The organism is Variovorax sp. 05N34 (assembly GCF_056397405.1).
Map to the genome: position 1 here is coordinate 54,093 of NZ_JBFTNI010000005.1, position 18,875 is coordinate 72,967.

Annotated in this window: 18 protein-coding genes; 7 read left to right on the top strand and 11 right to left on the bottom strand. The window is 65.3% G+C overall.

The window, feature by feature from the left end; all coding sequences use genetic code 11:
- Positions 1–39 precede the first annotated feature (39 nt).
- Both dacB and AC1DMA_RS14930 read left to right on the top strand, forming a co-directional pair.
- Complete coding sequence (gene dacB, locus AC1DMA_RS14925; RefSeq protein WP_478127425.1) at positions 40–1,485, top strand: D-alanyl-D-alanine carboxypeptidase/D-alanyl-D-alanine endopeptidase; 1,446 nt, start codon at positions 40–42, stop codon at positions 1,483–1,485.
- 105 nt (positions 1,486–1,590) lie between these two features.
- Entirely contained in the window at positions 1,591–3,141 is a 1,551-nt protein-coding gene (locus AC1DMA_RS14930; protein ID WP_478144690.1) for an alpha/beta hydrolase family protein, read from the top strand.
- 16 nt (positions 3,142–3,157) lie between these two features.
- On the opposite strand, the gene AC1DMA_RS14935 is transcribed toward AC1DMA_RS14930, so the two are convergent.
- Genes AC1DMA_RS14935 through purE form a run of 3 tightly spaced genes read right to left on the bottom strand, consistent with a single transcriptional unit; the run spans position 3,158 to position 5,871 of the window.
- Positions 3,158–4,159, bottom strand: a complete 1,002-nt coding sequence (locus tag AC1DMA_RS14935) for an L-threonylcarbamoyladenylate synthase (RefSeq protein ID WP_478144691.1) — start codon at positions 4,157–4,159, stop codon at positions 3,158–3,160.
- A 6-nt stretch (positions 4,160–4,165) separates the two neighbouring features.
- Complete coding sequence (locus tag AC1DMA_RS14940; RefSeq protein ID WP_478127428.1) at positions 4,166–5,332, bottom strand: 5-(carboxyamino)imidazole ribonucleotide synthase; 1,167 nt, start codon at positions 5,330–5,332, stop codon at positions 4,166–4,168.
- On the bottom strand, positions 5,329–5,871 hold the full coding sequence (gene purE / locus AC1DMA_RS14945) for a 5-(carboxyamino)imidazole ribonucleotide mutase (RefSeq protein WP_478144692.1): 543 nt from the start codon (positions 5,869–5,871) through the stop codon (positions 5,329–5,331). The genes AC1DMA_RS14940 and purE overlap by 4 nt, the downstream gene beginning before the upstream one ends.
- Positions 5,872–5,907: 36 nt before the next feature.
- Here purE and AC1DMA_RS14950 point away from each other — a divergent pair, with 36 nt between their 5' ends.
- Positions 5,908–6,828 (top strand): tetratricopeptide repeat protein, encoded by a 921-nt coding sequence (locus AC1DMA_RS14950; protein WP_478144694.1) that lies wholly within the window; start codon positions 5,908–5,910, stop codon positions 6,826–6,828.
- 59 nt (positions 6,829–6,887) lie between these two features.
- Positions 6,888–7,355, top strand: a complete 468-nt coding sequence (locus AC1DMA_RS14955) for an META domain-containing protein (protein ID WP_478144696.1) — start codon at positions 6,888–6,890, stop codon at positions 7,353–7,355.
- A 24-nt stretch (positions 7,356–7,379) separates the two neighbouring features.
- Here the strand turns inward: AC1DMA_RS14955 and AC1DMA_RS14960 are convergent, their stop codons facing one another.
- From AC1DMA_RS14960 to AC1DMA_RS14980, 5 genes are all read right to left on the bottom strand, one after another.
- The gene (locus AC1DMA_RS14960) at positions 7,380–8,051 is read right to left on the bottom strand and encodes a helix-turn-helix transcriptional regulator (protein ID WP_478144697.1); all 672 of its coding nucleotides are present in this window, start codon (positions 8,049–8,051) and stop codon (positions 7,380–7,382) included.
- Between the two features lie 115 nt (positions 8,052–8,166).
- Entirely contained in the window at positions 8,167–9,072 is a 906-nt protein-coding gene (locus AC1DMA_RS14965) for a phosphoribosylaminoimidazolesuccinocarboxamide synthase (RefSeq protein WP_478144698.1), read from the bottom strand.
- Between the two features lie 136 nt (positions 9,073–9,208).
- Positions 9,209–10,273: a class II fructose-bisphosphate aldolase gene (gene fba, locus AC1DMA_RS14970; RefSeq protein WP_478127434.1), complete on the bottom strand. Its 1,065-nt coding sequence runs from the start codon at positions 10,271–10,273 to the stop codon at positions 9,209–9,211.
- Between the two features lie 202 nt (positions 10,274–10,475).
- A complete protein-coding gene (gene pyk / locus AC1DMA_RS14975) occupies positions 10,476–11,924 on the bottom strand; it encodes a pyruvate kinase (protein WP_478127435.1) in 1,449 nt (482 codons plus the stop codon).
- A gap of 172 nt (positions 11,925–12,096) precedes the next feature.
- A complete protein-coding gene (locus tag AC1DMA_RS14980) occupies positions 12,097–13,287 on the bottom strand; it encodes a phosphoglycerate kinase (protein WP_478144699.1) in 1,191 nt (396 codons plus the stop codon).
- A 221-nt stretch (positions 13,288–13,508) separates the two neighbouring features.
- Here AC1DMA_RS14980 and AC1DMA_RS14985 point away from each other — a divergent pair, with 221 nt between their 5' ends.
- The 3 genes from AC1DMA_RS14985 to AC1DMA_RS14995 are packed head-to-tail and all read left to right on the top strand — an operon-like array spanning position 13,509 to position 16,802.
- Positions 13,509–14,063 carry a VOC family protein gene (locus AC1DMA_RS14985; protein ID WP_478144700.1) on the top strand — a complete coding sequence of 185 codons (555 nt, stop codon included), beginning with the start codon at positions 13,509–13,511 and terminating at the stop codon, positions 14,061–14,063.
- Positions 14,056–15,177, top strand: coding sequence for an alpha/beta fold hydrolase (locus tag AC1DMA_RS14990; RefSeq protein WP_478144701.1), 1,122 nt, complete (start codon positions 14,056–14,058; stop codon positions 15,175–15,177). The genes AC1DMA_RS14985 and AC1DMA_RS14990 overlap by 8 nt, the downstream gene beginning before the upstream one ends.
- On the top strand, positions 15,159–16,802 hold the full coding sequence (locus AC1DMA_RS14995; protein ID WP_478144702.1) for an FAD-dependent oxidoreductase: 1,644 nt from the start codon (positions 15,159–15,161) through the stop codon (positions 16,800–16,802). Before AC1DMA_RS14990 ends, AC1DMA_RS14995 begins: the two co-directional genes overlap by 19 nt.
- Before the next feature lie 31 nt (positions 16,803–16,833).
- Here the strand turns inward: AC1DMA_RS14995 and AC1DMA_RS15000 are convergent, their stop codons facing one another.
- The 3 genes from AC1DMA_RS15000 to fmt are packed head-to-tail and all read right to left on the bottom strand — an operon-like array spanning position 16,834 to position 18,871.
- Complete coding sequence (locus AC1DMA_RS15000; RefSeq protein WP_478127440.1) at positions 16,834–17,181, bottom strand: AzlD domain-containing protein; 348 nt, start codon at positions 17,179–17,181, stop codon at positions 16,834–16,836.
- Positions 17,178–17,918, bottom strand: a complete 741-nt coding sequence (locus AC1DMA_RS15005) for an AzlC family ABC transporter permease (RefSeq protein ID WP_478127441.1) — start codon at positions 17,916–17,918, stop codon at positions 17,178–17,180. The genes AC1DMA_RS15000 and AC1DMA_RS15005 overlap by 4 nt, the downstream gene beginning before the upstream one ends.
- On the bottom strand, positions 17,918–18,871 hold the full coding sequence (gene fmt, locus AC1DMA_RS15010) for a methionyl-tRNA formyltransferase (RefSeq protein WP_478144703.1): 954 nt from the start codon (positions 18,869–18,871) through the stop codon (positions 17,918–17,920). Before fmt ends, AC1DMA_RS15005 begins: the two co-directional genes overlap by 1 nt.
- Between the last annotated feature and the right edge of the window lie 4 nt (positions 18,872–18,875).

The window sequence follows — 18,875 nt, forward strand, 5'->3', positions numbered from 1 at the left end:
TTCACGCCCCTCCCTGGAGCGGCCGGGATAATCCGCCGCATGCCTCTCGACACCGCTTCCGCACGACATCGCCTCCTTCGCCTCGCCATCACTTGCGCATCTGTTCTCGCTTCGGCGGCGCTGCTGCCCGTGACCGCTGCGGCGCAGAGCCTGCCCATCGAAGTGGACGCCGCGCTCGCCCGCGCGAAGGTGCCGCGGGACGCCGTGACGATGCTTGTCGTCGATGCAGAAGGTGTGGGTCGGCCCCGGCTCGCATGGCGCACCCAGGCCCAGGTCAACCCGGCATCGATCATGAAGCTGGTCACTACCTACGCGGCGCTCGACTTGCTGGGACCGGCTTTCACATGGACCACGCCGGTGTACGTGGACGGGCCTGTCCGCGACGGAGTGCTCGAAGGCAACCTCTACATCAAGGGCCAGGGCGATCCCAAGCTCGTACTCGAACGGCTCTGGCTGCTGCTGCGCCGCGTGCAGGGACTTGGCATCCAGACCATCAGGGGCGACATCGTGCTCGACCGCAGCGCTTTCGAAGTCGCGGACACCGATCCCTCCGCCTTCGATGGCGAGGGGCTCCGTCCCTACAACGCTGCGCCGGATGCCCTTCTGATCAACTTCAAGTCGGTCGTGATGACCTTCGTGCCGAACCGCGCAACGCAGATGGCGCAAGTGAGCTTCGAGCCGCCGCTCGCTGGCGTCGCGACACAAGCCACGGTGCCGCTTTCCGCAGGCGAATGCGGCGACTGGCACGCGACGCTCGCAGCTGAATTCGCCGATCCGGCGCGCATCGGCTTTACCGGCAGCTACCCGGCCGCTTGCGGCGAAAAAGTGTGGCCTGTCGCCTATGCCGATCCGCGCAGCTTTGCGGCGAGAGCCGTGGGCGGCTTGTGGGTCGAGATGGGCGGCCGCATCAAGGGCGTGGTGCGCGAAGGCCGCGTGCCCGCCGAACTCAAGCCCGCATTCGAGATCGCGTCGCCCCCGCTCGCCGAGGTCATCCGCGACATCAACAAGTACAGCAACAACGTGATGGCGCAGCAGCTCTTCCTCACGCTCGGCCTGCAGCAGAAGAAGCGCGGCAACCTCGAAGCGTCGCGCGCCACGGTGCAACAGTGGTGGAACAACCGCATCGGTACGGGCGAGGGGCAGCCTCTGTTCGACAACGGCTCGGGGCTCTCTCGCGACGAGCGCATTACCGCCGCCGAGCTCGCGAAGATGCTCCAGGTGGCGTGGCGATCGCCGCTGATGCCCGAGCTCGTGTCCTCGCTGCCGGCTTCGGGCGTCGACGGCACGCTGCGCAAACGTGCCTTGCGATCAGGCGGTGCGGCGCACTTGAAGACCGGCACGCTTCGTGATGCGGCGGGAGTCGCCGGATTCGTGCACACCGCGAGCGGGCGGCGCTATGTGGTGGTGGCGATCGCCAACCATGCCAATGCCGTGGCGGCGCGGCCGGCCTTCGACGCGCTGGTGGACTGGGCTTCGCAGGACTGACCAGCAACTGACACACGCGCCAGCAGAAACCCGCGCTTGCGCATATTGCGGCCCCTGCCCAGAATCGCCCGGACGCAAATTCAAGAACCGAGCAGGAGACACCCGATGATTCGCCTTACAGCCACTGCCCTCGCGGGCGCCGTCCTGACGCTTTCCGGCTGCGGAGGCGGCGGTGGCGGCGGGTTTGCGGTGAACGTGCCGCCGGTGGTGGACTCGGGCCGCGGCTCGGTCGTGACTGTGCCGCCGCAGCAGACGGCCCAGCTCTCGGTCGCCGACTTCTCATCCCTGCTGAACGCCAACGCCTCGGGCCAGGCATTGCTGCAGGTGGCGGGTGCGCCCAAGTGCGGCTTGGTGCTTCGCTATCTCGAATACCGCACCGTCGGCGGCCAGGGCGAAGCGACCAATGCGACAGCCGCCATCATGGTGCCGAACGGGGGCGATCCCGCATGCACGGGCCCGCGACCCGTCGTGCTGTATGCGCACGGCACCACGGCGGCGAAGAACTACAACCTCGCCCAGTGGACCGACGCCACGCAACCCGCCGCGGGCGAAGGGCTGTCGGTCGCCGCGATGTTCGCCGCCCAGGGTTTCATCGTCGTCGCGCCAAACTATGCCGGCTACGACAAATCCACGCTCACTTACCACCCCTACCTCAACGGCGACCAGCAAGGCAAGGACATGGTCGATGCCCTGACCGCTGCCCGCAAGACCTTCAAGTTGATCGGTGCGAACGAGAGTGGCTCGCTTTTCATCACGGGCTATTCGCAAGGCGGCTACGTCGCGATGGCTGCACATCGCGAGATGCAGGCGACCGGCAAGACGGTGACCGCCTCGGCGCCGCTGTCGGCACCTTCGGCCATCAGCCTACTGACCGACTACAGCTTCAGCGGCTGGCCTGCGCTGGGCTCGACGCTGTTCACCCCGCTGCTTTCGACCAGTTGGCAGAAGCAGTTCGGCAACGTCTACGCGGCGACCACCGACATTTATGAAGCCCAGTACGCCAACGGCATCGACACGCTTCTGCCCAGCCTCACCCCGGTCAACACGCTCTTCGCGACGGGCAAGCTGCCACCTCTTGCGCTCTATCCGGCCAATGCGGTGCCGGGACCTGTGACTCCCGACTTGTCGATCTTCTACGGGCCCAACAACCTGATCCGCCAAAGCTATCTGACGCAAGTCGCCAACGACGTGCAGGCCACGCCATGCCCCGGCAATGCGCTGCCTGCGACTGCTACTTCGCTCAACACCGCTGCGCCGCTGAACTGCAGGCCGTTGGTGGGCTTCCGCAAGGCCGCAGTAGCGAACGATCTGCGCAACTGGCTGCCGCTGCGGCCGGTCCTGATGTGCGGCGGCGCCAATGATCCGACGGTGAATTTCGTGAGCACTCGCGCGACAGCGGGCTACTTCCGCGCCAGCGGCATGTCCGCGAGCGCGCTGACTGTGGTGGATCTGGAAGACTCGACCGCGACCGACGCTTTCTCAGCCGCTCGCGCCGGCTTCGCGACGGCCAAGGGGCGCCTGGCGGCCAGCACGCCCGGCACGCCGGCCGATCAGGCGTCGGCTGTCACTCAGGCCTACCACGGGGCCCTGGTGCCGCCCTTCTGCATGGCGACCGCGCGAGGCTTCTTCCAGGGTGTGATGGCCGCAGGGCTCTAACCTGAACCTGGCTGGGTCAGGCTGCGGCGGCGCGCCGCAGTCTGTCGCGCACGCCTTCCCACTCGGGCGTGTCGGGTGGGGTCTCGATCCAGATGAGCTTGGCGCCATCGGCGTCGAAGGCGCGCAGGACGGCAAAAAGCTGATGCGCGGTCGTCGCCGCGTCGTCAGGCATGCGGCGCTGCACGATCCGCTGGGAACGGATCTTGAGCGGGGTGCGCGACCACACGGCAATGTGCGCTGCGTTGACACCGAGCACTTCGAGCCCCGCCTGCAGGGCTTTTGCATCCATCAGCCGCACCTTGGCGTTCGGCGCGTAATGCGCTTCGAGAGTGCCCGAGGCACGCGGATCGGGAGCGGCGAGATCTTCCTTGTCGCGCAGCGCCTCGCCGCAAGCCGCTTCGACCTGCGCGCGCGTGATCGCGCCGGGGCGAAGCAGCACGGGCGCGCCGCGGCTGCAATCGACGATGGTGGATTCGATGCCGACTTCGCACGGACCGCCGTCGATCACGAGAAGCTCGTCGCCGAATTCCTCTCGCACGTGCTGAGCGGTCGTTGGGCTCACGCGGCCAAAGCGGTTGGCGCTGGGTCCGGCAACTCCATGGACGCCATGCGCCGCGCACGCGATGAGCAGCGCCTGCGCCACAGGGTGCGAGGGGCAACGCAGGCCGATGGTGTCCTGCCCGCCCGCGGCCGCTGCCGCAATGCCAGCTCGGCGCTCGACGATCAGGGTCAGCGGCCCCGGCCAGAAGGCGCGCACCAGCTTCTGGGCAAAGCCCGGCAACGGCTCGGCGAAGTGGGACAAGGCCTCGGTGCCCTTGGTACCGGCCGCGACGTGCACGATCAACGGATGATCCGCGGGCCGTCCTTTCGCTGAAAAGATGCCAGCCACCGCGGCGTCGCTGCCCGCATCGGCGCCCAAGCCGTAGACCGTTTCGGTCGGGAAAGCGACCAGGCCGCCTGCCTGCAATACGCTGGCGGCTTCTTCGATGGCTTCAGGCGTGTTGCCGTCGCGGATCATCAGGCGTTACTCGGAAAGCGGAATCGGCAGGCCCAACAACGCGGCCGCAAAATCAGCCGTGCTGCGAACCGCTTCGATGCTTTCGCCTGTGATGTTCAAGTGCCCCATCTTGCGTCCGCGCCGCGCCTCGGTCTTGCCATAGAGGTGCAAATGCGTGCCGGGCAACGCGAGCACGTCGGCCCAGCGCGGCTCTGCCTCGACATCGCCATCGACGAACCACAGATCGCCCAGCAGATTGAGCATGATCGCGGCGCTGTGCTGCCTCGGCGGATTCAACGGCAGGCTCGCCAGCGTGCGAACCTGCAGTTCGAATTGCGAGACGTCGGCCGCGTCCAGCGTCCAGTGGCCGCTGTTGTGCGGACGTGGCGCCATCTCGTTGACCACCAGTGCGCCATTGCCCAGCACGAAGAACTCGACGCACAGCACGCCGACGTACGAGAGGCCCTCCGCGATCGACCGGGCGGCAGCCACTGCGCGCTTGGCCGTCGATTCAGGCATGTTGTGCGGATGGACCTCTGTCACGGCGAGGATGCCGTCGCGGTGCAAATTGCGCTGCACCGGAAAGTGCACCATCTGCCCGTCTTCGGCGCGAGCGATGATCACCGAGCACTCGAAGTCGAGCGGGAGGAGTTTTTCGAGCACGCAGGGCACGCCGCCAGCGTCCTCCCAGGCGGATGCCAGCTCGGCGCGGGTCGCCACGCGCCTTTGGCCCTTGCCGTCATAGCCGAGCCGTGCCGTCTTGAGAATGCCGGGAAGAAGGTCCGCCTGGACCGCGGCCAAGTGCTGCGCCGTCTCAATGACAGCAAAGGGGGCGCAGTCGACCCCGCAGCGCACGAAGTGGCCCTTCTCGCGGATGCGGTCCTGCGCGATGGCGACGGCGTCCGCGCCCGGAGAGACCGGCCGCGCCACCGCGAGGTGCTCGAGTGAGGGTGCGGGCACGTTCTCGAACTCGGTGGTGACCGCATCGGCCAAGCCCGCGAGTCTCGCGAGGCCGTCGACATCGGTGTAGTCCGTGTGGATGTGGTGATGGCTCACGCGCCCGGCCGGACTATCGGGGTCCGGATCGAGCACCGCCGTGAAATAGCCCAGCTGCTGGGCCGCATGGACGAACATCCGGCCCAATTGGCCGCCCCCGACGACACCCAGGGTGGCGCCGGGAAGTATCGGGATCACAGGGCGCCTCCGCCCTGAGGCGAGAAAGGCGACACGGATTGCGCCTCGCCCGGCGGCAGCGTCATGGACTGCGCGGCCAGGGTCTGCTTTTCGCGAAAGGCGTCGAGTTGCGCCCGCAGCGCGGGGTTGCCGACGGCAAGCATCGCCACCGCAAACAAAGCCGCGTTCGCCGCGCCGGCATTGCCGATGGCAAAGGTTGCCACGGGTACGCCCTTGGGCATCTGGACAATGCTGTAGAGCGAATCCACACCCTGAAGGTGCCGGCTGGCGACGGGCACGCCGAGCACCGGGACGGTGGTCTTCGCTGCGAGCATGCCCGGCAGGTGGGCGGCGCCCCCTGCACCGGCGATGATCGCGGCGAGCCCGCGCGGAGCGGCGCTTTCGGCGTAGGCGAACAATTCGTCGGGCATCCGGTGGGCCGAGACCACCCGCGCTTCGTGGGAGACGCCGAATTGCTGGAGAATCTCGACGGCATTGCGCATCGTCTCCCAATCGGAGTTCGATCCCATCACCACGCCGACCTGAATTGCTTGCTTCATGGTTCGAATTTTACGTTTCACCCTCAACTTCCCGCGATGATCGACATCACCCTCGAAAACTTCCAGACCGAGCTGATCGACGGCTCGATGACCACCCCGGTGCTGCTGGACATCTGGGCCGAATGGTGCGGACCTTGCAAACAGCTGGGGCCGGTGCTCGAAAAGCTCGAAGTCGAATACGCGGGGCGGTTCGCCCTCGCCAAGCTCGACGCCGATAAAGTGCCCCAGATTTCGCAGCAGTTGAGCCAGATGTTCGGCGTCCGGAGCATTCCGTTCTGCGTGATGTTCAAGGACGGGCAGCCGGTCGACGGCTTTGTCGGCGCGATTCCCGCGGAGCAGATCCGCGAGTTCCTCGACAAGCACGTGCCGGGCGCGGACGAGGTCGAGGCGCAGGAACAGGAGGAGTCGGCCCAGGCGGCGCTCGCCGATGGCGATACCCAAGGCGCGCTGGAAAAGCTCCAGCATGCGGTCGCGACCGATCCGGCCAATGATGACCTTCGATTCGACTACGTCAAACTGCTGCTGCAGGAGGGTCGTATCGACGACGCCAAGGTGGCGTTTGCGCCGGTGATTGCCAAGACGTCACTGGTGCGCCGCCTCGATTCACTCCAGCGGTGCATGGACGCCATCGATTTCGCGCAGCCTGCGACCGGCACAGCACCCGACCTGGCCGGGCTCGATGCGCGCATCGCCACCAACAAGCGTGACTTCGACGCTCGCTTCGACCGGGCCAGGCTCCTCATGGCGGCGCAGCGGTGGACCGAAGCCATGGACGAGCTGCTCGACATCCTGATGCGTGATAAGACCTGGAACAGCGATCTTGCGCGCAAGACCTACATCGCGATCCTCGACATCATTGAGCCACCGAAAGCGAAGGTCGCCGACGGGCAGATTCCGCCGGACGACCCGACGGTGGCGAGCTATCGCCGCCGGCTCAGCAGCGTGGTCTTGAGCTGAGCCCCGACTCGAATACGATGGCGCGGTGTTTCAATATGTCGCAGAAGGAAAGACTGGCCATGCGTTTTCGTCTCGCCGCCCGCTCGAACGCCGCTCTCTTTGTCGCCCCCGCAATGCTCATCGCTGGTTTGCTGGCCGGCTGCGGCAGCGGCATCAGCCTGGACGAGCCGATCGAAGGTCCGGTCTGGCGCCTTGAGCAACTCGGCGGTGAACCCATCGCATCCACCGGCGACCCTCAGCGCGATCCGCAACTCCAGTTCGATCGCCGCAACGGCCGAGTGAGCGGCTCCGGCGGCTGCAACCGCGTGTCCGGCACCTTCGAACGCAGCGGAAACTCGCTCAGGCTGAGCCAGCTTGCCTCCACGCGGATGGCCTGCGCCGATCCTGCGCGCAGCGCCAGCGAGTCGCAATTTTTTGCTGCGCTTCAATCGACCGCCAGCTATCGCCTCCAAGGATCGTCACGCATGTCTCTTCTGGACTCCAGCGGCCGCACCGTGGCCGTTCTAGGTACGGCGCAAGCGCGCTGAAGGCAGCTCGAGAGCGGGCCTGGATCAGTCTTCCCCGGTCAGCCTGAGCGCAGAGACGATCTGCGGCATGCGAGACACCCTGTGGACGACCTCGCGGATGCTGTTGCTGCCGGTTTTCTGCCGCACGTTCTTGATGTGCGTGCGCACGGTCGACATCCGGATGCCTTCGAGGCAGGCGATTTCCTCGGCATCGTGCCCGGCGCACAGACGCGCCAGCACATTCTGTTCCGCACGCGTCAGATGCTTGGATCGCGCGAACATCTGCATCGTCAGACTTTCGCAGCCCGATCGCCGGCTGCACATGACCAGTACCGTGTCGATCCTGTCTTCGCCATGCAGCGCCGCGAGCGGTATGAAGGCCAGGGACAGCGACTCACCCGCGTGTTCGAGCTCGACGATGCTGCGGCAGTCGCGCTCCGCATCCTTGAGCGCGTGGCGAATCTTCAACTGCGACTCCGGCTGCCCCGCGCACAGCATGCCGTCGACGCTTCGCACGCCACGCGCTCCGGCCAGCTCACGCCGGGCGGGGAAGTTCGCGTGCAGGATGCGCCCGGTCAGATCCAGCAGCAGCAGACCATGGTCGATCTCGTCGAGCACGCGCGCCATCACGCCGGGATGAAGCGCGTCAGGCGGCGGCGCGGAAACCGGAGCCTCGTCCCTAAGGTATCGAATCTGAAAGTCCACTGCCGTTTCCATCTCGCACTCCTCATCTATCGGGGGGATGCGAAGAGTTTGGAAGACAGGGCCGTTTTCAGGGCGTGACTATTGCCGCCAGCCTTGTGACTTATTCACATTGGCGGCGGCCGATTGATCAGCCCGTGAGCCTTTGCAGTGCTTCGCGATACTTTGCCGCGGTCTTTTCGACGACTTCGGCCGGCAGGCGCGGCGCCGGGGGTGTCTTGTCCCATGGCTTGCCGTTGATGCGCGCGGACTCCAGCCAATCGCGCACGAACTGCTTGTCGTAGCTCGGCGGATTTGTTCCAGCAGCCAGCGCGGCTTCGTAGCCCTCGATCGGCCAATACCGGGAACTGTCGGGCGTGAGCACTTCGTCCATCAGTACCAGCGTGCCCGCATCATCCAGGCCGAATTCGAACTTGGTGTCGGCAATGATCATCCCCTTGGCCAGCGCGATCTCGGCCGCCGCCTCGTAGATGGCGATGCTGGTCTCGCGAATCTGCTGCGCAAGCCGCGGGCCGACCACTTCGACCACCTTGTCGTAGCTGATGTTTTCGTCATGCGCGCCAGCCGCCGCCTTGGCAGCCGGCGTGAAGATTGGCCGGGGCAGCTTGCTCGCGTTGGACAGCCCTTCAGGCAGCGGTACGCCGCAGACCGCCCGGTTCTCCTGGTATTCCTTCCAGCCGCTGCCCGCGAGATAGCCGCGCACGACCGCCTCGACAGGGATCGGCTTGAGCCGCTTGACCAGCATGGAGCGGTCCTTGACCTGCGGCACCTCGTCCGGCATCACGACACTCTCGGGCGCTTCGCCTGTCAGGTGGTTGGGGCACAGGTGACCGAGCCGGTCGAACCACCAGAGCGCCATCTGAGTGAGGATCACGCCCTTGCCGGGGATGGGTTCACCCATGATCACGTCAAAGGCCGAGAGGCGATCGCTCGCGACCATCAGGATGCGGTCGTTGCCGACGGCATAGTTATCGCGTACCTTGCCGCGCGCGAGCAGCGGGAGGCTCTTGATGGAGGAGGTGTGGACGGTGGTCATGGCTGGGTAGCGGGGTAGCTGTATCGATGTGCGGAGACGACGGAGATTGTGCGCGCAGAAAAAAGCCACCGCGAACGGTGGCCGGCGAAAACTGATGCGGAACGCCGCCGTGCCCGGCCGCCCGTAGCAAAAAGACTTAGACGACCTCTTGTGCCAGATCGCCCTTGGCATATTTGGCCGCGACGACTTGCAGGTTGTCGCCCTTGATCTTGAGGCCCTGGCCTTCGCAGCCGAACTCCAGATAGCGCTGCTTGCAAATCTGCTTGGCGGCCTCGCGCGCTGGCTTCAGCCATTCGCGGGCGTCGAATTTCTCGGGATTCTCGGCCAGGAACTTGCGCACTGCGCCGGTCATCGCGAGGCGAATATCGGTGTCGATGTTGATCTTGCGCACGCCATGCTTGATGGCTTCCTGGATTTCCTCGACGGGCACGCCGTAGGTTTCCTTCATGTTGCCGCCGTACTGCCGGATGATCGCCAGCAGGTCCTGCGGCACGCTGGATGAACCGTGCATCACCAGATGGGTGTTGGGAATGCGGCGATGGATTTCCTTGATGCGGTCGATCGCCAGGATATCGCCAGTGGGCTTGCGGGTGAACTTGTAGGCCCCGTGGCTGGTGCCGATCGCAATCGCGAGCGCGTCGATCTGCGTCTTCTTGACGAAGTCGGCGGCCTGCTCCGGGTCGGTGAGCAGTTGCTCGCGCGTCATCGTGGCGTCAGTGCCGTGGCCGTCTTCCTTGTCGCCCTTCATCGTTTCGAGCGAACCCAAGCAGCCGAGCTCGCCCTCGACCGTGACGCCGACCCGATGTGCCATGTCGGCCACCTTCTTGGTGACGTCGACGTTGTAGTCGTAGCTTGCGATGGTCTTGCCGTCCGCTTCGAGCGAGCCGTCCATCATCACCGAGCTGAAGCCGAGATCGATGGCGCCGCGGCACACGTCGGGGCTCTGCCCGTGGTCCTGGTGCATCACCAGCGGAATCGTCGGATACGCCTCAATGGCGGCTTGAATGAGATGCTTGATGAACGCTTCGCCGGCGTACTTGCGAGCCCCCGCACTCGCTTGCAGGATCACCGGAGCACCCACCTCCTTGGCGGCCTCCATCACGGCCTGCACCTGTTCCAGATTGTTGACGTTGAAAGCCGGAATACCGTAGCCGTTGGCGGCGGCGTGGTCGAGCAGTTCGCGCATCGAAACGAGTGCCATGGAAATACCTCGCAGGATCTAAGGTTGAATCAAAAAAACTGCAACGATTCTACTAATCGCCCCCGACAACCGCGGCTCATCGACCTTCGACGCACCGCCCAATTCCAGAAACACCGCGGAACCGGCTTCGCCGGGCCGCTGGTGTTGCCCCCGGCAGGGGGTAGGCGAAGCGACACGAAGTGCGCGTAGCCTGGGGGCGAGCCTAGCTCACCCTACAGATCTTCAGCATGTTCGTACCGCCCGGAGCCCCCATCGGCTCGCCGCAGGTGATCGCATAAACATCGCCGGTCTGCACGATGCCGCGCTTCTTCAGGTGCGCCTCGGCTTGCTCGAGCGCCGTGTCGCGATCGCTTTCCGAATCCATCAGCAGCGGCCGCACATTGCGATAGAGCGCCATCTTGCGCTGCGTGGAAAGACGGGTCGTCAGTGCATACATCGGAATGTGCGCCCGATGCCGGCTCATCCACAGCGGCGTAGAGCCTGATTCGGTCAGCGCGACGATCGCCTTGGCGCCCAGGTGATGCGCGGTAAAAAGCGCACCCATGGCGATCGACTGGTCGATGCGGCTGTAAGCCTGGCCGCTGAAATCGGCGTCCAGGTGCGGATCTTCCGCGGCCTCGGCGGCTTCGCAGATCCGGCTCATTTCCTGAACCGTCTCCAGCGGATAGCGGCCCGAGGCAGTTTCCGCCGAAAGCATCACCGCGTCCGTGCCGTCGAGCACCGCATTGGCCACGTCGCTGACCTCCGCGCGGGTCGGCACCGGGTTGGTGATCATCGATTCCATCATCTGCGTGGCGGTGATCACGACCTTGTCCATCTCGCGCGCCATGCGGATCATCTTCTTCTGCAGCGCCGGCACGGCCGCGTTGCCGACCTCCACGGCTAGGTCGCCTCGCGCAACCATGATCCCGTCGCTCGCTCGCAGGATTTCTTCCAACTTCGGGATCGCTTCGGCACGTTCGATCTTCGCGATCATCCCGGGCTTGTGGCCGTACTCGGCCGCGGCGACGTTGCAGAGCTGGCGTGCCATCTCCATGTCGGTCGCGTTCTTCGGAAAGCTCACGGCCACGTAGTCGGCCTGGAAGCTCATCGCCGTCTTGATGTCTTCCATGTCCTTGGCCGTCAGCGCCGGCGCCGTGAGGCCGCCGCCCTGCTTGTTGATGCCCTTGTTGTTCGAGAGCTCGCCGCCCAGGTGGACGGTGGTGTAGACGGCATCGCCCTTGACCGCGTCGACCGTCAGCACGATGAGCCCGTCGTTCAAGAGAAGGCGGTCACCGGGTTTCACGTCGCGCGGAAGATCCTTGTAGTCCAGCCCGACCGAATCGATGTCTCCCGGCTCCGTCCGCGATGCGTCGAGCACGAACTTCGCGCCCGGCTCCAGCCAGATCTTTCCTTCGGCGAACTTGCCGACACGGATCTTCGGCCCCTGGAGGTCCGCCATGATCGCCACTTCGCGCCCGGTGCGGCGGGCCGCTTCGCGCACCATTGCGGCACGGTTGATGTGATCCTGCGCGCTTCCATGGCTGAAGTTCAGCCGGACCACGCTGACCTTGTGAGTGATCATCTGCACCAGCAGGTCGGGCGAACTCGACGCCGGCCCGAGTGTGGCGACGATCTTGGTGGCGTGACGGGGAAGGCGTGGCGTGCTCATTCAAGGTCTCCGTGTTGTATTCCGCACTGTATACACTTTATCAACCCCCCGCCAGCGCTCCCCCGCCACAAGCCAGAAACACCGCGGAACTGGCTTAGCCAGGCCGCTGGTGTTGCCCCCGGTCAGGGGGAAGGCGAAGCGACACGAAGTGCGCGCAGCCTGGGGGCGAGCCTCATCCAGCGCGCTTGGAAAGAATCTCGAAGGCCGGAAGCGTCTTGCCCTCCAGCACTTCCAGGAAAGCGCCCCCGCCGGTCGAGATGTACCCGATCTTGTTTTCGATGCCGTATTTGGCAATGGCCGCCAGCGTGTCGCCGCCGCCCGCGATCGAGAAGGCGCTGCTTTCAGCGATGGCATGGGCGATCGTCTTCGTGCCGTTGGCAAAAGCGTCGAACTCGAACACGCCCACGGGGCCGTTCCAGACGATGGTGCCGGCCTCACGCAGTTGCGCCGCCAGAAGGTCCGCCGTCTTCGGTCCGATGTCGAGGATCAGGTCGTCTTCGGCCACGTCGCTCGCATCCTTTACGGTCGCCGCCGCGTCGGCAGCAAAGCTCTTGGCCGTGACGACGTCGACGGGGATCGGAACTGCGGCGCCGCGAGCCCGCATGGCCTCGATCACGGCCGTGGCCTCGTTCAGCAGATCGGGTTCTGCCAGCGACTTGCCGATCCTGAGGCCGGAGGCCAACATGAAGGTGTTGGCGATGCCGCCCCCGACGATCAGTTGATCGACCTTGTCGGCCAGGCTCTTGAGAATGGTGAGCTTGGTGCTGACCTTCGAACCGGCGACGATGGCAACCAGCGGCCGCTTCGGTTGGGCCAGCGCCTTCGTGATGGCGTCGATCTCGGCTGCGAGCAACGGACCGGCACAAGCGATCTTTGCGAATTGCGCGATGCCGTAGGTCGTCGCCTCGGCGCGATGCGCGGTGCCAAAGGCATCGTTGACGTAGATGTCCGTCAGCGCTGCCAGCTTTCGAGAAAGCGCCTCGTCGTTCTTTTTCTCGCCCTTGTTCAGGCGGCAGTTTTCCAGCAGCACGACCTGGCCGGGCGCCACCTGGACACCATCGACCCAATTGGAGATCAGCGGCACTTCGCGCCCGAGCAGTTCGCCCAGGCGTTTTGCGACTGGTGCCAGCGAGTCTTCAGGCCTGAACTGGCCCTCGGTGGGCCGGCCGAGGTGGGAGGTCACCATCACGGCTGCACCCGCGTCGAGCGCCTGCTGAATGCAGGGCACCGATGCGCGAATGCGTGTGTCTTCGGTGATGCGGCCGGTGTCGTCTTGCGGCACGTTGAGGTCGGCTCGGATGAACACGCGCTGGCCGGCAACCTTGCCTTGCGCACAGAGGTCAGTGAATCGAAGAACGTTCATAGGCGGATGTAGGCGGATAAATGCGGGTGGAGGTTGGAAATGCCTCGACGGGCAGCAGCGGACATTGTAGGGATCGGGTCCTTGCAGGGAATGTCAGGCTTGCATGTGGCGCAGCGTCAAATTCCTCTGATTTCCATCTATCGAATTATTTTGATTGAATGGGAAGAAAAACCACCGCCGATCACACCCTCTACGTCTTGAGAGCCCTGTTGGAGACATCCATGCCCGCCGAGAACCCGCCTCTTTCCTCGCCTCCTGTGCCCGTCCAGGGACTTCACCACTTCGCGTGGCGCTGCCGGGACAGCGAGGAAACTCGCCGCTTCTACGAGGACCTGCTGGGTCTCCCGCTTACGCACGTGATCAAGAGCGATCACGTCCCGAGCACTGGCGAGTATTGCCCCTACGTCCACATCTTCTTTCAGATGCGCGATGGTTCATCGATCGCCTTCTTCGATCTCGGTGACGATGTCGCGGCACTGCCTTCGCCCAATACGCCGGCCTGGGTCAACCATCTCGCCTTGCGTGTCGACTCTCTGGAAGAACTGCTGGCCGCCAAGTCGCGGCTCCAAGCCGCAGGCGTCGAAGTACTGGGGCCGACCGACCACCACATCATCAAGTCGATCTATTTCTTCGACCCCAACGGCATCCGTCTCGAACTCACCACGCCCACAGTGCCGAAGGCAGAAATGGACGAGCACGCCCGGCGCGCCCGCGCCGAACTCGATGCCTGGACGCAGCGCAAGGCAGACCTGCGGAAGGCAGCCCAGCATGGCTGAGTTGCAGCTCGCGGTCATCGACGTCAAGCCAGGGGCAGCGCTGGAGAGTCAATCGGGTTTGCAGATGCTGCGCCCGCGCATCTACGGCGCGTATCGCGCGCCGAGCGGCGCAAAAACGGTCGCGGCCATCGTCATGCATCCCACGAGCAACTTCATGGGGCACTACCTGATCGAGCCGCTCGCAGAGCGCGGCATCTGCTGCATGGGCCTGAACTCTCGCTATATGGGCAACGACACCATGCTGCTCATGGAACGCGCCATCCAGGACCTGGGTGCGGGCGTGCAGTTCCTCCGGGCCGCGGGCTACGACAAGGTCGTGCTGATCGGCAATTCGGGTGGCGCCGCGTTGTCCAGCTTCTACCAGGCACAAGCGGAGAACCTCACCGCACATCATTTTCCGGACGGTGACCCGACGCATCTCCATCCCGACGATTTGCCGCCAGTGGACGGCATCGCGCTTTGCGCAGCGCACCAGGGCCGTTCCAAGCTGATGCGCGACTGGATCGACCCTTCCGTCACCGACGAGCACGACCCGCTGTCGGTGAATCCCGAGCTCGATATGTACGACGCTCGCCACGCGCTGCCCTACAGCGCCGAGTTCCTGGCGCGATTCAGCGCAGCCCAGAAGCAGCGGCTCGACCGTATCGAGCATTGGGTGCTGGAGCGCCTACAGCAATTGCGCGGCACGCCCGGCGCGCCGCGCGACCAGGCATTCATCGTCTACCGCACGCACGCCGATCCGCGCTGCGTCGACTTGTCGATCGACCCTAACGATCGGGCGCCAGGCAGCGTCTGGGGCAATGCGCGACAGGTGAACTATTCGGCCAACGCGATGGGCCGCGTGACGTCGTTGACCGCATTCCTGTCGCAATGGTCATCGCGCTCACAAGCCGACGGGCCATCGAACCTCGCGCGCACGACGGTGCCTCAGTTGCTGCTCACCTATACCGGTGACCAGTCGACCTTCCCGAGCACGCGCGACGCGTGGATGGCCGCAGGGGACCGGCGCATTCGCAACGTCGACATCGTTGGGGGCACCCACTATCTTGCAGGCCAGCCGGGACTCGTGCAGCAGGCTGCGGATGCGATTGCCGAATGGGCTCACGCGCTTTGAACACCGGATACGAACTGCCGCGATGGCCCTTCGTTCCGCCGCCTGAACTGGACGGTGGCGCAGTCGTACGCCACCCCATCGTGATCGCCGGCGGAGGCCTCGCGGGATTGACGCTGGCCTGCGACCTTGCCCGGCGCGGCGTGCGCACCGTGCTGCTCGATGAGGACGATACGGTCGGCGTGCGCGGCGCTTCGTCGCGCGGCATCTGCTATGCGCAGAAGTCGCTGGAAATCTTCGCACGGCTGGGCATCTACGAGCGGGTTGCCGGGAAGGGCATCACATGGTCTTTCGGCCGCACCTTCTCGGGTGAGCAAGAGGTCTACAACTTCAATCTGAAGACCGACAGTGTCTCGGTGCAGCCGCCCTTCATCAACCTGCAGCAGTTCTACATCGAGTGGTTTCTTGTCGATCGCATCCTCGACCTCGGTCTGACCGACCTGCGCTGGAAAAATCGCGTAGCGCAAGTGACCCCGCTCGCCGACTGCGTTTGCGTGGACGTCGAAACACCGTCTGGCCACTACACGATCGAAGCCGAGCACCTCATCGACGCCACCGGCGCCAATAGCGCGATTCGCACTCAGCTCGGCATCGATGCGCACCCGTCGCGCAGCACCGACCGCTGGTGCATCAGCGATGTGCGCTTCAAGAAGCCGCTGCCGACCGAGCGGTGGACCTGGGTCGATGCCCCCTTCAACGAAGGTCGCGCGGTGTGGCAGCACCTGATGGGCGACGGCGTCTGGCGCATCGACTACCAGATGCCGGAAGACTGCGACGCGGCGCACATCAGCAAGCCCGAAGTGGCCGGTGCGCGGCTGCACAACCAGCTCGGGACTGACGTGGAATTCGAGTTCGTATGGATCGGGCCGTATGGCTACCGTGACCATTTGCTCGACAACTTCAGACACGGCCGCATTTTCTTCATCGGCGATTCGGCGCACGTGGTGAGCCCCTTCGGCGCCCGCGGCGGCAACAGCGGCATCCAGGATGCGGCCAACCTCGGCTGGAAGCTGGCACTGGTCGCCAACGGCTTGGCTGGCGACGCCCTGCTCGACACCTACGATGCCGAGCGAAGGCACGCCGCTGCGGAGAACCTGCGCGTCACGAGCCGCTCGGCGCGCTTTCTCGCACCGCGGTCGCCGGCCGAGCACATGCTGCGCCGCGCGGTGATGGCACTGGCGTCGCGCCATGCATTCGCTCGCACACTCGTCAACACGGGCCGAATGTCAGTAGCCAACGAATATCCGGTGGCGCCTCATCTGCCGGAGGGTGGAAGGACCGTGCAGAACCTGCCGCTGCGCCGCCATGATGGTACGTCGACCACGTTGATGGAGTTGCTGGACGAGGGCTCGCATTGCCTCGGCCTCTGGTTCGCGCCCACGCGCGCGGAAGCGGACGCAGCGGCCGACGCCGTCACTTCATTGCCTGTGCGGCTCGTGGCAATCGGCGGCAACAGCGGGCTTCCGACGCTGCAGCCGGATGAGATGCTGGCGCGGCACCTTGGGAATGCAACGCCGGGCAGCCTGTGCCTCGTGCGTCCGGACGCCTACCGCGCCGCGCTGCTGACTGAACCTACGCCAGCAAGCATTGCAGCCGCCATCCGCGCCGCACTCGTGTACGCTGAATGAGGTCGCTCATCCGCACGAATCCTGTGGCCGGTTACCAGCCCAAGCCGAGGTGCAGCGGCAGATAGACCGCCATCCCGGCGAGCATCGTCCCCAGCACGCCGCGCCGCCAAAAGAAGTAGGCAGTGCCGGCCACGGCGCCATAGAGCCTCGCGTCGTGCAACGTAGAGGTCAGGTGGCCTTGCGTCATCACGATTTCGGGAATGATCACTGCGGCAAGCGCGGCGGCGGGGGCGTAGTGCAAAGCGCGGTGGGCCCACTCCGGCAGACCCCAGGGCCGATCGAGGATGAAGAAGAAGCAGCGCGTCAAGACCGTGACGCCGGCCATGCCGAGGATCACCGCAAGCGTCCACCAATCGGTCTGGCCTGTCCCCACGTTCACTTGTCATCCTCCGCGTCCGGATCGAGTCCAAACTGCTTCTCGAGCCAGAAACACAGCAGCACCGCGACCCCGATGCCGGCGACGATGTTGAGCTTGAGCGGCAATGCATATGCCGCGACGGCGGTGACCCCCGCAATCAGCACGGCCAGCACGCGCAGACGCGTGCTCGCCATCGAGCAAACGATCGCCACCAGGCTCAGCACGCCGGCGAAGCCCAGCCCCCAGCTTTGCGGGATCATGTTCGCGAGCAAGATGCCGACGAGGCTCAGCACCATCCACGCCACCCAAGTCACGCAATAGTTGCCTGTGAGATAGGCCTCCTGCCCGCGCTGCTCGGCGGCCGATTCCGGCGGGCGCGGGTACTTCCGGGTGAAAAGCGCATAGCTCATGTCGGCCGTGAGATAGCCATGGGTCATGCGACGCCAGCGCGGCATGTGCATGAGATAGGGCCGCAGGTGAAGGCTGAAGACCACGAAGCGCAGATTGACGCAGAAGCTCGTGGCCAGGATCACCCACGCCGGAGCGCCCGCGATCAGGAGCGGAATGGCGGCCAGTTGCGAGCTGCCCGCATAGACGAGCACCGTCATAGCGATCGACTCGAAGAGGCTCATGCCCGACTGGAGCATCGACACGCCGGTCATGAGGCCCCAGGCGCCGATGCCGAGAGCGACGGGCAACATGTCGCGCAAGCCTTCGCGAAACTCCGGCCGGCTCCGAATGGACGTCGAGAGAAACATCAGCCGAAAACCTGGCCGGGCTTCACATCGAAGCCACGCAGGAAATCGGCGACCGGCAGGCGCTTGCCGCCGGCGCGCTGCAGTTCGGAAATCACGACCACGGAATCCCTGGCGGCGACGGCGATGCCGTCTGGCGTGACAGCGAGGACCGTCCCCGGCGCTTCACCGGGAGCTTCGGCCCTGCTCCGGGCGGCCCAGAGCTTGACGCTTTCGCCGTCCAGCGTGCTGGTCGCACCCGGGAAGGGATCGAAGGCCCGGATACGGCGCACGATGGTGGCCGCATCGAGTGACCACTCAACCTGCGCCTCGCTCTTCTCGACCTTGTGCGCGTAGGTCACGCCTTCGGCGGGTTGCCGCTCGGCGCGGAGCGTTCCCGCTTCGGCTTGCTTCAATGCTTGCACGATCAGGCGACCGCCCATCGCTGCGAGTCGGTCGTGCAGCCGCGAGGTCGTGTCGTTGCCGATCGCGATCGACTCGCGCAACAGCATGTCGCCGGTGTCGAGGCCCGCGTCCATCTGCATGATGGTGACGCCAGTCTCTTCATCTCCCGCCTCGATCGCGCGGTGGATCGGTGCCGCGCCGCGCCAGCGCGGCAAGAGGCTCGCATGAATGTTGAGGCAGCCGAGCCGCGGCGCATCGAGCACCCATTGCGGCAGGATGAGCCCGTAGGCGGCAACGACCATCACGTCAGGCTTCGCTTCGGCGATGGCGTCGCGCGCGGCAGCGGCATCGTCCGGGTACTTGCCGTCCAGCCGCAAGCTGCGTGGCTGTGCCACCCGCCAGCCGCGGCTGATTGCGAACTGCTTGACCGGCGATGCATGCAGCTTCATGCCGCGGCCGGCCGGGCGGTCGGGCTGGGTCAGTGTCAGGACGATCTCGAACCTAGGCTCAGCCGCAATCGCTTCCAGCGCGACGCGCGCAAACTCGGGTGTCCCCGCGAACGCGACCTTCATGCGG

Excerpts from the sequence above, each read along its gene's own strand:
- dacB (WP_478127425.1), top strand. The coding sequence starts at position 40 with ATGCCTCTCGACACCGCTTCCGCACGACATCGCCTCCTTCGCCTCGCC.
- AC1DMA_RS14930 (WP_478144690.1), top strand. The coding sequence starts at position 1,591 with ATGATTCGCCTTACAGCCACTGCCCTCGCGGGCGCCGTCCTGACGCTT.
- AC1DMA_RS14935 (WP_478144691.1), bottom strand. The coding sequence starts at position 4,159 with ATGATCCGCGACGGCAACACGCCTGAAGCCATCGAAGAAGCCGCCAGC.
- purE (WP_478144692.1), bottom strand. The coding sequence starts at position 5,871 with ATGAAGCAAGCAATTCAGGTCGGCGTGGTGATGGGATCGAACTCCGAT.
- AC1DMA_RS14950 (WP_478144694.1), top strand. The coding sequence starts at position 5,908 with ATGATCGACATCACCCTCGAAAACTTCCAGACCGAGCTGATCGACGGC.
- AC1DMA_RS14955 (WP_478144696.1), top strand. The coding sequence starts at position 6,888 with ATGCGTTTTCGTCTCGCCGCCCGCTCGAACGCCGCTCTCTTTGTCGCC.
- AC1DMA_RS14960 (WP_478144697.1), bottom strand. The coding sequence starts at position 8,051 with ATGGAAACGGCAGTGGACTTTCAGATTCGATACCTTAGGGACGAGGCT.
- AC1DMA_RS14965 (WP_478144698.1), bottom strand. The coding sequence starts at position 9,072 with ATGACCACCGTCCACACCTCCTCCATCAAGAGCCTCCCGCTGCTCGCG.
- fba (WP_478127434.1), bottom strand. The coding sequence starts at position 10,273 with ATGGCACTCGTTTCGATGCGCGAACTGCTCGACCACGCCGCCGCCAAC.
- pyk (WP_478127435.1), bottom strand. The coding sequence starts at position 11,924 with ATGAGCACGCCACGCCTTCCCCGTCACGCCACCAAGATCGTCGCCACA.
- AC1DMA_RS14980 (WP_478144699.1), bottom strand. The coding sequence starts at position 13,287 with ATGAACGTTCTTCGATTCACTGACCTCTGTGCGCAAGGCAAGGTTGCC.
- AC1DMA_RS14985 (WP_478144700.1), top strand. The coding sequence starts at position 13,509 with ATGCCCGCCGAGAACCCGCCTCTTTCCTCGCCTCCTGTGCCCGTCCAG.
- AC1DMA_RS14990 (WP_478144701.1), top strand. The coding sequence starts at position 14,056 with ATGGCTGAGTTGCAGCTCGCGGTCATCGACGTCAAGCCAGGGGCAGCG.
- AC1DMA_RS14995 (WP_478144702.1), top strand. The coding sequence starts at position 15,159 with ATGGGCTCACGCGCTTTGAACACCGGATACGAACTGCCGCGATGGCCC.
- AC1DMA_RS15005 (WP_478127441.1), bottom strand. The coding sequence starts at position 17,918 with ATGTTTCTCTCGACGTCCATTCGGAGCCGGCCGGAGTTTCGCGAAGGC.
- fmt (WP_478144703.1), bottom strand. The coding sequence starts at position 18,871 with ATGAAGGTCGCGTTCGCGGGGACACCCGAGTTTGCGCGCGTCGCGCTG.